At 67.1% G+C, this 14,625-nt stretch carries 13 protein-coding genes and 1 tRNA gene; 8 read left to right on the plus strand and 6 right to left on the minus strand.

The features are described 5' to 3' along the window. Positions 1–4: 4 nt before the first annotated feature. A complete protein-coding gene (locus tag AB7878_RS04215) occupies positions 5–562 on the plus strand; it encodes a GspH/FimT family pseudopilin (RefSeq protein WP_369493151.1) in 558 nt (185 codons plus the stop codon). 63 nt (positions 563–625) lie between these two features. On the opposite strand, the gene AB7878_RS04220 is transcribed toward AB7878_RS04215, so the two are convergent. The 6 genes from AB7878_RS04220 to grxD form a co-directional block, all read right to left on the minus strand. Next, a tRNA-Asn gene (locus tag AB7878_RS04220) sits at positions 626–702 on the minus strand. Between the two features lie 68 nt (positions 703–770). After that, the gene (ppnN, locus tag AB7878_RS04225) at positions 771–2,171 is read right to left on the minus strand and encodes a nucleotide 5'-monophosphate nucleosidase PpnN (RefSeq protein WP_369493152.1); all 1,401 of its coding nucleotides are present in this window, start codon (positions 2,169–2,171) and stop codon (positions 771–773) included. A gap of 221 nt (positions 2,172–2,392) precedes the next feature. After that, on the minus strand, positions 2,393–5,749 hold the full coding sequence (locus tag AB7878_RS04230) for a TonB-dependent receptor (protein ID WP_369493153.1): 3,357 nt from the start codon (positions 5,747–5,749) through the stop codon (positions 2,393–2,395). 453 nt (positions 5,750–6,202) lie between these two features. Further along, positions 6,203–6,802 (minus strand): YhgN family NAAT transporter, encoded by a 600-nt coding sequence (locus AB7878_RS04235; protein ID WP_369495718.1) that lies wholly within the window; start codon positions 6,800–6,802, stop codon positions 6,203–6,205. Between the two features lie 43 nt (positions 6,803–6,845). Further along, complete coding sequence (locus AB7878_RS04240) at positions 6,846–7,616, minus strand: SDR family NAD(P)-dependent oxidoreductase (protein ID WP_369493154.1); 771 nt, start codon at positions 7,614–7,616, stop codon at positions 6,846–6,848. Continuing rightward, on the minus strand, positions 7,613–7,939 hold the full coding sequence (gene grxD / locus AB7878_RS04245; RefSeq protein WP_077481523.1) for a Grx4 family monothiol glutaredoxin: 327 nt from the start codon (positions 7,937–7,939) through the stop codon (positions 7,613–7,615). The genes AB7878_RS04240 and grxD overlap by 4 nt, the downstream gene beginning before the upstream one ends. A gap of 111 nt (positions 7,940–8,050) precedes the next feature. Between grxD and AB7878_RS04250 the strand changes: the two genes are divergently transcribed. The 7 genes from AB7878_RS04250 (at position 8,051) to rseP (ending at position 14,588) form a co-directional block, all read left to right on the plus strand. Beyond that, a complete protein-coding gene (locus AB7878_RS04250; RefSeq protein WP_369493155.1) occupies positions 8,051–8,644 on the plus strand; it encodes a superoxide dismutase in 594 nt (197 codons plus the stop codon). A 130-nt stretch (positions 8,645–8,774) separates the two neighbouring features. Beyond that, entirely contained in the window at positions 8,775–9,494 is a 720-nt protein-coding gene (gene pyrH / locus AB7878_RS04255; RefSeq protein ID WP_369493156.1) for a UMP kinase, read from the plus strand. Positions 9,495–9,573: 79 nt separating this feature from the next. Further along, positions 9,574–10,131 carry a ribosome recycling factor gene (gene frr / locus AB7878_RS04260; protein WP_369493157.1) on the plus strand — a complete coding sequence of 186 codons (558 nt, stop codon included), beginning with the start codon at positions 9,574–9,576 and terminating at the stop codon, positions 10,129–10,131. Between the two features lie 209 nt (positions 10,132–10,340). Beyond that, entirely contained in the window at positions 10,341–11,069 is a 729-nt protein-coding gene (gene uppS / locus AB7878_RS04265) for a polyprenyl diphosphate synthase (protein WP_369493158.1), read from the plus strand. 2 nt (positions 11,070–11,071) lie between these two features. Then, on the plus strand, positions 11,072–11,890 hold the full coding sequence (locus tag AB7878_RS04270) for a phosphatidate cytidylyltransferase (RefSeq protein ID WP_369493159.1): 819 nt from the start codon (positions 11,072–11,074) through the stop codon (positions 11,888–11,890). 139 nt (positions 11,891–12,029) lie between these two features. Beyond that, positions 12,030–13,205, plus strand: a complete 1,176-nt coding sequence (locus AB7878_RS04275; protein WP_369493160.1) for a 1-deoxy-D-xylulose-5-phosphate reductoisomerase — start codon at positions 12,030–12,032, stop codon at positions 13,203–13,205. 36 nt (positions 13,206–13,241) lie between these two features. Next, the gene (gene rseP, locus AB7878_RS04280) at positions 13,242–14,588 is read left to right on the plus strand and encodes an RIP metalloprotease RseP (protein WP_369493161.1); all 1,347 of its coding nucleotides are present in this window, start codon (positions 13,242–13,244) and stop codon (positions 14,586–14,588) included. Positions 14,589–14,625: the final 37 nt, after the last annotated feature.

Here is a 14,625-nt window from a genome sequence, read left to right on the forward strand (position 1 = left end):
CGCGATGGCGATGCAACAGGCTTGCGGCCCGTGCGACCGGCAGCGCGGCGTCACCCTGATCGAGCAGGTGATGGTGGTGGCCATCATCGGCGTGCTGGCGGCGATCGCCGTGCCGTCGCTGGCGCCGCTGCTCCAGCGCAACCAGGTGCAACTGGCGCAGACGGAATTCATCGCCGCCCTGCAGCACGCGCGCGGTACCGCGGCGGTCAGCGGCAAACCCACCCTGTTCTGCCCCAGCCGCGACAGCCGGAGCTGCAGCAACGACGCGCGCTGGGAATCCGGCTGGCTCATCGGCCACGACCCGGCCCGCAAGGGCCAGCCCGACACGACCCCGCTGCGCACCCGGGCCGGCTATGCCGGCATCGTCATCCTCGGCGACAGCGGGCGCCGGCTCGTGCGCTTCCAGAGCGACGGCAGCGCCAGCGGCATGACCAACACCTGGCGCTTCTGCCGCCGCGACCGGCCGAATGAGGCGTTGGTGGTGGTGATCGCCAACTCCGGTCGCGTCCGCGGTGCGAAGGCCAGCGCGGAACAGGCCGCCAGTTGCGCCGCAGCGCAGTAATCGCGACATCACGAAAGCATGAACGCGAAAAGGCCGGCATCGCTGCCGGCCTTTTCATTTGTCTGGCGCCCGAAGCTGGACTCGAACCAGCGACCCCCTGATTAACAGTCAAGTGCTCTAACCAGCTGAGCTATTCGGGCGGGAGCTGCGTAGTTTGTAGATTGGGCGGCGGACTGTCAAGCCGCCGCCCCGTGGCCGGTGCCGCTTTTCAGCCGGTAATCACGCGATAGCACGGCACGTAGGCCGCGCCGCCGGGCAGCTTCATGCGGTGCTGCTCCACGAAGGCCCGCAGCAGCTTGTCCAGCGCCTGCATGATGTCGCGGTCGCCGTCGATGTCGAACGGGCCGTTCTGCTCGATCGCCTGCACGCCCTCCTCCTTCACGTTGCCGGCCACGATGCCGGAGAACGCGCGGCGCAGGTCCGCCGCCAGATCGTGCAGCGGGCGACCGTGGCGGAGCTGCAGGCCGCGCATCGCTTCGTGGGTGGGGCGGAACGGCGTCTGGAATTCCAGCGGAATGCGCAGCGCCCAGTTGAAGAAGAACGCGTCCTTGGTGTCCAGGCGGTTGTTGCGCACCTTGTCGATGCCTCTGGCCATCGCCTTCGCCACCGCAGCCGGATCGTCCACGATGATCTGGTAGTGCGCGGCCACCGCGTCGCCCAGCGCGAGGCGCAGGAAGCGGTCGATCTGCTCGAAATAGGCGGCGGACTGCTTCGGCCCGGTGAGGATCAGCGGGAACGGTGCGCCGGCGTTGTCCGGATGCAGCAGGATGCCCAGCAGGTAGAGGATCTCCTCCGCCGTGCCGACGCCACCGGGAAACACGATGATGCCGTGGCCCATGCGGACGAACGCTTCGAGGCGCTTCTCGATGTCCGGCATGATGACCAGCTGGTTGACGATCGGGTTCGGCGACTCGGCCGCGATGATGCCCGGCTCGGTGATGCCGATGTAGCGGTTGTTGCGCCGGCGCTGCTTGGCGTGCGCGATCGTGGCGCCCTTCATCGGCCCCTTCATTGCGCCCGGGCCGCAGCCGGTGCAGATGTCCATGCCGCGCAGGCCGAGCTGGTAGCCCACCGCCTTGGTGTAGTCGTACTCCTCGCGCGAAATCGAGTGGCCGCCCCAGCACACCACCAGGTTCGGGTCGATGAAAGGCTTGAGGATGCGCGCGTTGCGCAGGATCTCGAACACCACCTGGGTCAGCGCGTCGGACGGTTCGAGGTCGGTGCCGATCTGCTCCAGCTGGGTGGACACGTAGACGATGTCGCGCACCACCGCCACCAGCAGCTCGTTGATGCCGCGGATGATCTGGCCATCCACGAAGGCCTGCGCCGGCGCCTTGGTCAGTTCGATCTTGATGCCGCGGTCCTGCTGCAGCACCTGGATGTCGAAGTCCGGATACTGCTCGAGGATCGCCCGCGGGTCGTCGCTGATCGCGCCCGAGGTCAGCACCGCCAGCGCGCAGCGGCGCAACAGCGCGTGCAGGCCCGAGTCGCTGGCGCCGCGCAGGCGCACCACCTCGTGGCGGGAAAGGATGTCCAGGCCACCGGCGGGCGAAATGCGCGCGCTCACCGTGGCGTTGCGACCGGCGGTGCCGGCACCTGCATCGTTCATCAACATCTCCATGCCACTGTCCCGCGGGCACACGCCCGCGCGGATGCGGCGACCCCGAAGCTTCCTGCCTCGACGGAAGCCGCGTCAAGAAGAAACGAAAAGACGATCGCCCTGCATGCCCGGACGACGCCTGCAAGGTGGCGCGCCGGGATGTGCGCCACCCAAAAAAACCGGCGCCCGTTCGGGCGCCGGCCTGATGCGTGGCTTCTGACTCCGGCTGATCAGAACTTGTAACGCAGCGTCAGCATGAGCGACCAGCGCTGGGCCAGGTCGTCGTTGTTGTTGATGTAGGTCGGGACATCCTTCGGGTGATAGTTGCCGCTCTGGATGTAGTTGGCGCAAGTCGCCGCGCCACCGCAGGAGATGTCGTAGATGAACTTGCCAGTCGCCGGATCGACACCGTAGAAGTCCGCAAGATAACGACCGTTGCTGGAGAACGGTTGGCGTTTCTCGATGCCCCAGTGCTTGTTGAGCAGGTTCGTGAAATTGTAGACATCCAGGCGCACGACACCCTTGTTGCCCTTGAAGATCCCGGGAATTTCCTGACTGAAGCTCAGGTCGACCTGATTGAGCCAGCGCGCGCGGGCACCATTGCGACGGGCAGTCCCGCCCTGGTGATCCTTCAGGTATTTGTCGCTCTGGATGTATTCGTAGAACTGGTCGATGTACTTCTGGTTGGTTCCCTTGCGGAACTCGACATCCCCCGGCTTCGGAATATAGACCAGGTCGTTCACGTAGCCGTCGCCATTGGCGTCGTTGCCGAACGTCCAGCTGTACGGGGAGCCCGAGTGGCCATCGTAGAAGATGCTGGCGCTGGTCGCATAGTCACCGAAGAAGCGATGCTGCCAGTTCAGCCCGGCGATCACGCGCTTCGGAATCGAGTAGTTCGAGGTGCTGGCGACATTCTCGTTCGCGTTCTTGACCTGGTTGTAACGCCAGTTAGACAGCGCCACGCTCGATGTACCCGGATTGACCTCGGTCGCGCGGCTCCAGGTGAAGCCGAACGTGCCGGACCACTCGTTCGAGAAGGGCTTTTTCAGCGCCAGAGTCAGGCTGTCCGCGCTGCCCTTGCTGGAATTGTCCAGATTGATGACATCCGAGAAGGCCGGATTGGCATTGGCCTTGATGCCCTGGCCGCTGGCCTTCGGATCGGCGTTGACGAGCTTGTAGTAGGTGACGCGACCGTCCGGCAGGTAACCGGTGGGAGCGCCGAGATTCATGCTCTGGTACCAGATCGCGTCACGCTGCTTGATGTGCTGGTAGTCCACCGTGGCGATCAGGCCCCACCACGGCAGCTCCTTGTCGAAGCCCAGGGTGAGTTTCCATGCGGTCGGGATCGTGAAGTTCGGCGAGATGGTATTCACCGCCATCTGCCCGGATGTGCCGTTGTTCTGGGCAAAGGGGTCCGCGCTGAACTTCGGCAGATTCGCATTCGGCCAAGCGAATTTGCACGGGCTCGTGCCGCCCGGGCCACAGAAGTACTGCTTCTGGGTCATGCCGGAGTTGGAGAAAATGTTGCCGACCCACACGCCCGGGGTGTTTGACACGAACAGGCCCGCGCCGCCGCGCAACTGGGTCATGCGTTCGGTGTCGAAGCTGTAGTTGAACGACATGCGCGGTTGCACCACGCGGTTGCCGTTGATCGTGGTCTGGTTGCTGCGGCCGAAACCGCCCGTGGCCTGGTTCGGATTGGCCGCAACGCCAACGCCCGGCGCAGCCGCGAAGGTCGGGTTGTAGAGCGGCCGATCGCTCATCAACGGGATGTCGACACGCACGCCGTACTGCACCGACAGGTTGTTGTTCACCTGCCAGGTATCCTGCAGGAAGATGCCCCACTGGTTCAGGTTGTAGGCGGCGGCCGTGTCGGCCAGCGACAAGCCGTCGGAGGGACGGTTGTATCGATAGCTGTAGTACAGGCCTGAGTTGAAGTTGTCGATGCCGGTGTTCGCGTTCTTGCCCGGGTTGCCGCTCAGGTCCTCGAAGACGTAGCTGCCGTACAGATTCTGCACGAACAGGTTGTAGTACTCGTTGCGTTCGAAGTCGACGCCGCCCTTCACGGTGTGGTCGCCGAGGAACAGCGTACCCGCCCAGGCAGCGTTCCAGGTCTTCACCTTCAGCACGTTGGCCTGGCTCGAGTATTCGGTACCGAACTCCACCGAAGGACCAGCCGAGTAAGTGGTCGGATAAATGGTGATGTCCGGCATCGGCACGCCGTTGTACGGGCCGCGGTGCTGGTCGAAGTCGCGATAGGACACGGACGTGTCGGTCGAGAACACCTCCGACCAGTCGTCGTAGAAATGCAGCGCGTAGCTCTTGTTGTCGACCTTGGTGGTGTACCAGCCACTGGACAGCCGCAGATTGGTGGTGCTGCCGGTGATGATCGGCTTGGTTTCCTTGGTCTCGCTGAAGGTGACGCTGGCGCGGTGGTTGTTGCTGATGTTCCAGTCGATCTTGCCGAGGTAGCGCTTGTCCTCGAGGTTGGAGTTGCCGCCGCCCACGTTGCCGATGTCGGTCATGCCGTACTTCTGCGCGGCGATCTGGCGAATCTGGTCGACCTGGGCCGAAGTCAGGCCGGCGATCGGGCTGGCAACACCGGAATCGGCCGGGCCGTAAGGGCTGCCCGCCGCCACCTGGGTGCTCTTTTCCAGTGAGGCAAAGAAAAACAGCTTGTCCTTGATGATCGGGCCACCCACCGTGGCGCCGCCGGTCCACTGGCGCGAGAAGCCGTTGTAGCTGACGCCCTGCTCGTTGTCGCCGATCATCTTGTCGTTCTGGAACGCGTAGTACACCGAGCCGTGGAACGCGTTGGTGCCACTCTTGGTCACCGCGTTCACCGCCGCGCCGAGGCCACGGCGGTTCGCCACGTCGAAGTTCGCGGTGGAGATGTTGTATTCGGCAATGGTGTCCATCGAGATCGGCGTGCCCAGCGTGGGCAGGCCGTTCGCGTTGAGGCCGAACGGGTCGTTCGCGCTCATCGAGTCGACGGTGATGTTGTTGTAGCGGCTGTTCTGGCCCACCGCGGAGATCTCGCCACGGGCACGGTCGGTGATCACCACGCGCGGGTCCAGGCGCACGATGTTCTGGATCGAGCGGTCCGGTGCCGGCGTGGCCTCCAGCTCACGCTGCGAAATGTTGGTGGCGATGCCCTTGTTGTCCGGCGTGAAGGTCTGCATCAGCGCGCTGGCCGACACGGTGACCGCGCCCAGATCCTTCACCTGCTTGGCCTGCTCGGCGCCCACGGTCAGGTTGACCGAGGTGTCCTGCGCCAGCTGCAGGTAGACGTTCTTCTGCTCGATCTGGGCCATGCCGGCCTTGGACGCGGTGACGTCGAACGGGCCGCCCACGCGCAGGCCCTGCGCGGCGTAACGGCCGTCCGGGCCGGTGGTGGTGATCTTGGTGGTGCCCGACGGCTCGTGCACGATCTGCACGGTGGCGCCGGCGACCGGCTGGCCGCTGGCGTCGAGCACGCGGCCGCTGATCGAGGAGGAGGTGTCCTGGGCGAGCGCCGGCACGGTGGCCGTGGCAAGCAGGGAGGCAATCGCCAGCGGTAGGACGCTGGCGCGAATTCGGCTGTTCATGATGTTTCCCTCAAGTTCACGACGAAATTTCTTGCGGATGAAACCGAACAGAACGCCTCCCGGCAGTCCGGGCGGACGAACTCGTGGTTTCCCCAGTGTTTTTTGGTCCGGAATACGACGGTGACGGGGCCATCCCGCCTGCCAATCAGTTGTTAAGCGGACTTTAACGGCATTGTATGACAGTTTCGCAATATCTTCACGCAAGCCTCACTGCCAGCCGAGATAGCGCCCCCAAGCGCGCCGAGGCCCCGCAACACGGCGTTGAAATCGTGCAGCCAGCAGCCGCCAGGCCTTCGTCAATGGGCGCCACGACACGGTACGCGTGGCCAGCCAAGCCAGACGTTCGACTACTGGCATCCGTTCCATGCTGAGCATGGCCGCCTCCACGCCGGGTTTTCCCCACCGGGGCCGGCGATCATGACAAGCCGGTGATCCGGCGTGCGGCGCGCGCGATCAGATGTGCAGGTGCAGATACGCGGCCACGCCGCCCAGGAACATCTGCACGGACAGCGCGATCAGCAGCATGCCCATCACGCGCTCCAGCGCGGTCAGCACGCTCTCGCCCAGCCAGCGGAACAGGTAGGTGGAGCACAGCAGGATCACCGCCGTGGCCAGCCACGCGCCGATCAGCGCGATCGCCCAGTCGGCGGTGCGTCCCGGCTGGGTGTTGGTGAGCAGCAGCAGCGCCGCCATCGCCGAGGGGCCGGCCACGCCGGGAATCGCCATCGGCACGATGAAGGGCTCGCCGCCGCCGGACTTGCCGAAGATGCCGCCGCCATCCGCCGGCGGGAACACCATGCGGATGCCGATCAGGAACAGCACGATGCCGCCGGCGATGCTGATCGAGTCGGGCTTGAGCTGCAGCAGGCTCAGCAGCACCTGCCCGCCCACCAGGAAACCCAGCAGCACGCCCAGCGCGATCAGCAGCTCGCGCACCATCACGCGGCGGCGACGCTTGGGCGGCACGTCCTTGAGCAGGCTGAGGAAGATCGGGATGTTGCCCAGCGGGTCCATGATCAGGAACAGCATGATTCCCGCCGACAACGTGGTCATCTGCGTTTCCATCAGCACGCCCCTGTTTGACGATGGCAGTCCGTCACGCCGTTTCCCGCAGATCGAGCACATGGCCGCGCGCCGACGCGGCCTGCGCGCCGAGCAGCCAGACCATGGCTTCCGCCGCGGCGTCCGGCAACGGGTGCTGCATCGTGTCCTCGCCGAAATACGCCTGCCGGCGCAAGCGGGTGCGCATCGGCGCAGGCAGCAGCGCGTGCACGCGCAGCGGGCTCTCGTCGGTTTCCTCGTGCAGGATGGCGGCGAAGCGCTCCAGCGCCGCCTTCGAGGCGCCGTAGGCACCCCAGTGCGCGCGCGCCAGCCGCACCGGATCGTCCAGCACGAACACCACCGCGCTGTCGGGCGCTTCCTGCAGCAACGGCAGGCAGGCCTGGGTCAGTGCGAACGGCGCGTTGACGTTCACGTGCATCGCACGCAGCCAGTCGTCGGGCTTGTGCATCGCGAGCGGAGTGAGCCCGGCGAAACTGGCGGCGCAGTGCGCGATGCCGTCGAGCCGGCCGAAATCGTGGCGCAGGCCGTCGGCCAGCGCGGCGTACTCGCGCGGCGTGGCGGTTTCCATGTCCAGCGGATGGATCACCGGCTCGGCCAGACCCTCGGTCAGCATCGCGTCGTACAACTGCTCCAGCTGGCGCTTGCGCTTGCCGCTGATGATGACGGTGGCGCCGGCGCGGCTCGCCGCGCGCGCCACCGCACCGCCGAGGCCGCCGTAGGCGCCGGTGACCAGCACCACGCGACCGGCCAGCGAGGTACGCGCAGGCACCCCGCCCGCGGGAAGCCGCATCGTCGGCAGCATCATTCCTGCGCCGCCCCGGTCACGTCGCCGGCCATGCGCGCCAGTTCGCCGGAGGCCTCGAGGTCCACCACGATGTCGCAGCCGCCGATCAGCTCGCCCTCGATGAACAGCTGTGGGAAGGTCGGCCAGTTCGCGTAGTGCGGCAGCGCGGCGCGGATCTCCGGATCGGCCAGCACGTTCACCGCGTGGAACGGCGCACCGGCCCGCTGCAACGCCTGCGCGGCGCGGCTGGAAAAACCGCACATCGGAAACTCCGGCGTGCCCTTCATGAAGAGCACGATCGGGTGCGCGGCGAGCAGCGACTTGATTCGCTCGTTTACGTCCATGGCTGGGTGTTTCATCTTTACAATGCGGGCAGATCGGTATTGTATCAGTCGACCACCGGCCGTCGCCGGCCGCCGCGATACCTTCCCCCAGCCACCGTCAAGGAGCCTCTCATGGCGATCGAACTCCCCCCGTTGCCCTACGAAAAGAACGCGCTCGAACCGCACATCTCCGCCGAGACGCTGGAGTACCACTACGGCAAGCATCACCAGGCCTACGTGACCAACCTCAACAAGCTGATCGAGGGCACCGAGTTCGCGGATGCGGCGCTGGAAGACATCATCAGGAAGTCCTCCGGCGGCGTGTTCAACAACGCCGCGCAGATCTGGAACCACACCTTCTACTGGAACTCGCTGAGCCCCAGCTCCCCCCAAGGCCGGGGCGGCAAGGAACCCACCGGCAAGCTGGCCGACGCGATCAGCAAGGCGTTCGGCTCGTTCGAGAAGTTCAAGGAGGAGTTCAGCAAGTCCGCCGCCGGCAACTTCGGCTCGGGCTGGACCTGGCTGGTGCAGCGCCCGGACGGCGCGTTGGGCATCGTCAACACCTCCAACGCGGCCACGCCGATCACCGGCAGCGACAAGCCGCTGCTCACCGTGGACGTGTGGGAACACGCCTACTACATCGACTACCGCAACGCCCGCCCGAAGTACCTGGAAGCGTTCTGGAACCTGGTCAACTGGGAATTCGCGGCGAAGAACCTCGCCTGAGCCCCGCGCCGCACCAAGGCGGAGCCGCGCGGCTCCGCCTTTTTCATGCCCGGGAACCGCCGTGCGCTCGCCGCACCCGACCGCAATCGCTACAATGCGTCGGTTTGCGCCATCACAATCCGGAGCCCCCATGAGCGACCAGCCCCTGTACCGCCGCATCCTGCTCAAGCTCTCCGGCGAAGCGCTGATGGGCGAGGCCGACTACGGCATCGACCCGAAGGTGATCGGGCGGCTGGCCGAGGAGATCATCGAGGTACGCAAGGCCGGCGTGGAAGTGGGCGTGGTGATCGGCGGCGGCAACATCTTCCGCGGCGAGGGCCTGGCCGCGTCCGGCATGGACCGCGTCACCGGCGACCACATGGGCATGCTGGCCACCGTGATGAACGCGCTGGCGATGGCCGACGCGATCGAGAAGCGCGGCGGCTACGCCCGCGTGATGAGCGCGATCCAGATCCACGACGTGGCCGAGGACTTCATCCGCCGCCGCGCGATCCGCCACATCGAGAAGGGCCGCATCGCGCTGTTCGCGGCCGGCACCGGCAACCCGTTCTTCACCACCGACTCGGCCGCCGCGCTGCGCGCGGTGGAGATCGGCGCGGACCTGCTGCTCAAGGCCACCAAGGTCGACGGCGTGTACACCGCCGATCCCGCCCGCCACCCGGATGCCACCCGCTACGACCAGCTCACCTACGACGAGGTGATCCAGCGCAACCTCAAGGTGATGGACACCGCCGCGATCGCGCTGTGCCGCGACCACAACACGCCGCTGCGCATCTACGACATGACGGTGCCGGGCAACCTGCTGCGCATCATGCGCGGCGAACCGGTGGGCACCCTGGTGCGCAACTGACGCGCCCGGGGCGCGCCGCCGGCCGCCACGGCCGGCGCTGCTATACTCGCCGGCTAGCCAGATCCACCGGGACACGCCCATGATCAACGACATCAAGACCGATGCCCAGACCCGCATGGGCAAGAGCATCGATGCGCTCAAGCACGAGCTCACCCGCCTGCGCACCGGCCGCGCCAGCACCGCGCTGGTGGACGGCATCAAGGTGCCCGCCTACGGTTCGGAGATGCCGCTGAACCAGGTGGCCTCGGTCGCCCTGGGCGATTCGCGCTCCATCATCATCACGCCGTTCGACAAGAGCCTGGTCGGCCCGGTCGAGAAGGCCATCCTCGCCTCGGACATCGGCATCACGCCGACCACCGCCGGCACCGTGATCCGCCTCAACATGCCGCCGCTCACCGAGGAGCGCCGCAAGGAATTGGCCAAGCACGTGTCGCACGAGGGCGAGAGCGCGAAGATCGCGATCCGCAACGTGCGCCGTGACGCGTTGCAGAAGCTGAAGGATCTGCTCAAGGACAAGCAGATCAGCGAGGACGAGGAGCGCCGCGCCGACGACGAGATCCAGAAACTGACCGACCGTTTCGTGAAGGACGTCGACGGCGTGGTGAAGGCCAAGGAAGACGAGTTGATGTCCATGTAATGGGCGTCGCGACGAAGCCGCCCAGCACCGCGCCAGTTCATCTGCCAACTCCCGGAACGTTGCGATGACGTCATTCCCGCGAAAGCGGGAATCCATCCGCTTCGAGCCTCTCAAGCCAACATGGATGCCCGCTTGCGCGGGCATGACGGCCCGAAAGTCCGAAGCACTGCCTTCTCGCCAAGGGGAGAAGGAACCAGCCACAGGCACTCATGACCATCCCCCGCCACATCGCCATCGTGATGGACGGCAACGGCCGTTGGGCGAAGGCGCGCCACCGGCCGCGCAGCTTCGGCCACAACGCCGGCCGCAAGGCGGTGCGCGAGGTGGTGGAAGGCTGCCTGCGCGAAGGCGTCGCGGCGCTCACCCTGTTCGCGTTCTCCAGCGAGAACTGGAAGCGGCCCGCGGAGGAAGTCGGCGCGCTGATGGCGCTGTTCGTGCGTGCGCTGGACAAGGAAACCGACGAGCTGCATGCCCAGGGCGTGCGGCTGCGCTTCGTGGGCGACCTGGCCGCGTTCGACGCGCCGCTGCGCGAGCGCATGCAGGCCGCAATGGCGCGCACCGCGGGCAACCGCAAGTTGCAGCTCAATATCGCGGTGAACTACGGCGGCCGCTGGGAGATCGCCCACGCTGCGCGCGAGGCCGCCGCCGCGGTGGCACGCGGCGAGCTGACCGTCGCGGCCATCGACGAATCCGCGCTCGACCGCTTCATGTGCCTGGCCGAGTTGCCACCGCTGGACCTGTTCATCCGCACCGGCGGCGAATGCCGGCTCAGCAACTTCCTGCTGTGGCAGGCGGCCTATGCCGAACTGCATTTCACCGATACCCTGTGGCCGGACTTCGACCAGGCCTGCCTGCACCGGGCGATCGAGGACTATGGCCGACGCGAACGCCGCTACGGCCGCACCGGCGATCAGATCGCCACGGACTCCCAGGGGTAAGCATGCTGTTCCAGCGCGTCATCACCGCCTTGCTGCTCGCGCCGCTGGCGATCCTGATCATCCTGCTGCTGCCCACGCCGTGGCTCGCCGTGGTCGGCGCCGCACTGTTCCTGGGCGCGCTGGAGGAATGGGCGCGCCTCGCCGGCGTGCACAAGGCATCCATGCGCATCGCCCTGCTGGTGGTCGCCGCCGCGCTGTTCGTGCTGCTGTGGTTCGCGCATGCCGGCGCGCTGGTGCCGCTGCTGCTGGTGCTGGGCGTGGCGTGGTGGCTGCTGGCCTGCCTGTGGTTGGGGCGTTTCGCGTTCGGCGCGGCGCCGACGCCGGAAAACCGCGCGCTGAAGCTCGCGGCCGGCGCCTTCGTGATGTTCCCCGCCTGGATCGCCGTGATCGCCCTGCACGGCCGCGAGCCGCACGGCCACGGGTGGATGCTGTTGGCGCTGCTCATCGTGTGGGCCGCCGACATCGGCGCGTATTTCAGCGGACGCCGGTTCGGCAAGCGCAAGCTGGCGCCGCAGATCAGCCCCGGCAAGACCCGCGCCGGCGCCTACGGCGCGCTGGTGGCCGGCACCCTGGTCTGCCTCGTCGGCGGCTGGCTGCTGGGCGTGCGCGGCGGCGCCCTGCTCGGCCTCGCCGTGCTGGCCGTGCTCACGGTTGCCGCCTCGATCGTGGGCGATCTGCTGGAAAGCCTGATGAAGCGCCATGCGCAGGTGAAGGATTCGGGCACGATCTTCCCCGGCCACGGCGGCCTGCTGGATCGCATGGACAGCGTGTTCGCCGCATTGCCGGTGTTCGCCCTGGGCCTGTGGCTGCTGGGGATATGAAAGGCCGGGAGTCGGAAACAGGGAGCAGGGAATCGAACCGCGGTGCGCGGCTCGTGCCGCGCGCCAGCAAACTCGCCAATAATCCGCTTTTCCTGTTCCCCATTCCCGACTCCCGATTCCCCCGCAAGAGACACAGGCCATGAAACGCGTCGCCGTCATGGGCGCCACCGGCTCGATCGGCGCCAGCACGCTGGACGTGATCGCGCGGCATCCGGACCGCTTCCGCGCCAGCGTGCTCAGCGCGCACCGCAACGTGGATGCGCTGGCGGCGCTGTGCGCCACGCATCGCCCCGAACTGGCGGTGATCGCCGAGCCCGCGCTGGAAGGCGAGCTGGCGCGCCGGCTCGCCGCAGCCGGCGTGCGCTGCGAGGTGGCCAGCGGCCATCACGCGCTCACCGCCGCCGCATCCGGCACGTTGTGCGACACCGTGGTGGCCGCGATCGTCGGCGCCGCGGGGCTGGACTCCACGCTGGCCGCCGCGCGGGCAGGCAAGCGCCTGCTGCTGGCGAACAAGGAATCCATCGTGCTCGGTGGCCCGCTGCTGCTGGAGGCGCTGCGCGCCGGTGGCGGCGAACTGATCCCGGTCGACTCCGAACACAACGCGATCTTCCAGTGCCTGCCCGGCGGTCGTCCGGAGCTGGCGAAGAGCGGCGTGCGCCGGCTGATCCTCACCGCCTCCGGTGGCCCGTTCCGCGGCCGCACACGCGCCGAACTGGCGACGGTGACGCCGGACCAGGCCTGCAAGCATCCGAAGTGGTCGATGGGCCGCAAGATCTCGGTGGATTCGGCCACCCTGATGAACAAGGGCCTGGAAGTGATCGAGGCGCACCACCTGTTCGGCGCGGACGCCGACGCGATCGAGGTGGCGGTGCACCCGCAGAGCCTGGTGCACTCGCTGGTGGAATACGTGGACGGCTCGGTGCTGGCCCAGCTCGGCAACCCGGACATGCGTACCGCGATCGCCCATGCGCTGGCCTGGCCCGAACGCGTGGCATCGGGCGTGACGCCGCTGGACCTCGCCACTTGCGGCGCACTGGAATTCGAGGCGCCGGATCTGGACACTTTCCGCTGCCTCGCCCTCGCCTACCAGGCGCTGCGCGCGGGTGGCGACGCGCCGGCGATCCTGAACGCGGCGAACGAGGTGGCGGTGGAGGCCTTCCTGGCCGGCGCCCTGCCGTTCCTCGCCATCGCCGAGGTGGTGGAGGGTGTGCTGGCGGAACTGCCGCCGCTTGCCGTGGTCGATGTGGAGTCTCTGGTCGCACGCGACGGCGAGGCGCGGGCCGCGGCCCGGCGCATGCTGCGGCGGGCTTGCTGATATCCTGTCACCCTTGATTTCCTGCCACGGCGCTTGATGACTTCCTTTTTCGGCTCGGTGTTCTGGTTGCTGGTCACGCTGGGCGTGCTGGTGACCTTCCATGAGTTCGGCCATTACTGGGTCGCGCGCCGCTGCGGCGTGAAGGTGCTGCGCTTCTCGGTGGGCTTCGGCAAGGCGGTGTGGAAGCGCATCGGCCGCGATGGCTGCGAGTACCAGATCGCCGCGATCCCGCTGGGCGGCTACGTGAAGATGCTGGACGCCCGCGAGGGCGTGGTGCCGCCGCAGTTCCAGAACCAGGAATTCACCACGCAGCCGGTGTGGAAACGCATCCTGATCGTGCTGGCCGGACCGGGCTTCAACCTGATCTTCACCGTGGCCGCGCTGTGGCTGATGTTCATGCTGGGCCGGCCCGACGCGGCGCCGATCGTCACCGCCAAGCCGCAGAGCATGGCGGCGCTGGCGGGCATCCAGCCGGGCGACCGCATCCTCCGCGTCGGCGGCCGCGAGGTGGATACCTGGAGCGATTCGCTGGACGCGGTGGCCAACGGCCTGCTGGGCCGCACCCCGCTGCCGCTGGACGTGCGCGACCCCGACGGCACGCAGCGACAGCTCGTGCTGCCGCTGGACAAGCTGCCGCCCGGCCAGACCATCGATCAGTACTTCACTACCCTGGGCCTGCGGTTGGCGTCGCCGGCCGCGGTGGCCGCCACCGTGCTGGACGACCAGCCCGCCGCGCTGGCCGGCATGCAGGGCGGCGACCGCATCCTCAGCGTGGACGGCAAGCCGGTGTCGGATTTCGAGACGCTGGGCAAGCTGGTGCAACAAGGTGCGGTGGAGTCGCCGAAACTGGCGATCGTGGTCGAGCGCAACGGCCGGACGATTCCGCTGGAAGTCGTGGCGAAACGCGAGTCGCTGCAGGGCCAGCCTGCCGACTGGATGATCGGCATCGGCGCACCGCCGATGGAAACCGCCACGCTGCGCTACGGGCCCGTGCGCGCGCTGCGCGAAGCGTTGGCCGGCACTTGGCGCCAGGTCACCCAGACCTTCGGCATGATAGCCAAGATGCTGGGCGGCGAGGCTTCCACCAAGAACCTGTCCAGCGTGATCGGCATCGCGCAGATGGCCAATGCCAGCGCCCACATGGGCTTGGCCTGGTTCCTGCAATTCCTCGCCATGGTGTCGCTGAGCCTGGCGGTGCTGAACCTGCTGCCGATCCCCGTCTTGGATGGCGGCCACCTGCTGTATTACCTTATCGAGTTGCTCAAGGGCAGCCCGCTCAGCGAGCAGGCCATGGCGATCGGCCAATACATCGGGCTGGTGCTGCTGTTCAGCCTGATGGGCCTGGTGTTCTACAACGACATCCATCGCCTGCTGCTGTCGTGACGCCGATGATCCGTGCTCCCGGTTCGTCGACGCCGCA

It is taken from the genome of Rhodanobacter humi, from assembly GCF_041107455.1.
Classification (GTDB): Bacteria; Pseudomonadota; Gammaproteobacteria; order Xanthomonadales; family Rhodanobacteraceae; genus Rhodanobacter_A.

Excerpts from the sequence above, each read along its gene's own strand:
- AB7878_RS04215 (WP_369493151.1), top strand. The coding sequence starts at position 5 with ATGGCGATGCAACAGGCTTGCGGCCCGTGCGACCGGCAGCGCGGCGTC.
- ppnN (WP_369493152.1), bottom strand. The coding sequence starts at position 2,171 with ATGAACGATGCAGGTGCCGGCACCGCCGGTCGCAACGCCACGGTGAGC.
- AB7878_RS04230 (WP_369493153.1), bottom strand. The coding sequence starts at position 5,749 with ATGAACAGCCGAATTCGCGCCAGCGTCCTACCGCTGGCGATTGCCTCC.
- AB7878_RS04235 (WP_369495718.1), bottom strand. The coding sequence starts at position 6,802 with ATGACCACGTTGTCGGCGGGAATCATGCTGTTCCTGATCATGGACCCG.
- AB7878_RS04240 (WP_369493154.1), bottom strand. The coding sequence starts at position 7,616 with ATGATGCTGCCGACGATGCGGCTTCCCGCGGGCGGGGTGCCTGCGCGT.
- grxD (WP_077481523.1), bottom strand. The coding sequence starts at position 7,939 with ATGGACGTAAACGAGCGAATCAAGTCGCTGCTCGCCGCGCACCCGATC.
- AB7878_RS04250 (WP_369493155.1), top strand. The coding sequence starts at position 8,051 with ATGGCGATCGAACTCCCCCCGTTGCCCTACGAAAAGAACGCGCTCGAA.
- pyrH (WP_369493156.1), top strand. The coding sequence starts at position 8,775 with ATGAGCGACCAGCCCCTGTACCGCCGCATCCTGCTCAAGCTCTCCGGC.
- frr (WP_369493157.1), top strand. The coding sequence starts at position 9,574 with ATGATCAACGACATCAAGACCGATGCCCAGACCCGCATGGGCAAGAGC.
- uppS (WP_369493158.1), top strand. The coding sequence starts at position 10,341 with ATGACCATCCCCCGCCACATCGCCATCGTGATGGACGGCAACGGCCGT.
- AB7878_RS04270 (WP_369493159.1), top strand. The coding sequence starts at position 11,072 with ATGCTGTTCCAGCGCGTCATCACCGCCTTGCTGCTCGCGCCGCTGGCG.
- AB7878_RS04275 (WP_369493160.1), top strand. The coding sequence starts at position 12,030 with ATGAAACGCGTCGCCGTCATGGGCGCCACCGGCTCGATCGGCGCCAGC.
- rseP (WP_369493161.1), top strand. The coding sequence starts at position 13,242 with ATGACTTCCTTTTTCGGCTCGGTGTTCTGGTTGCTGGTCACGCTGGGC.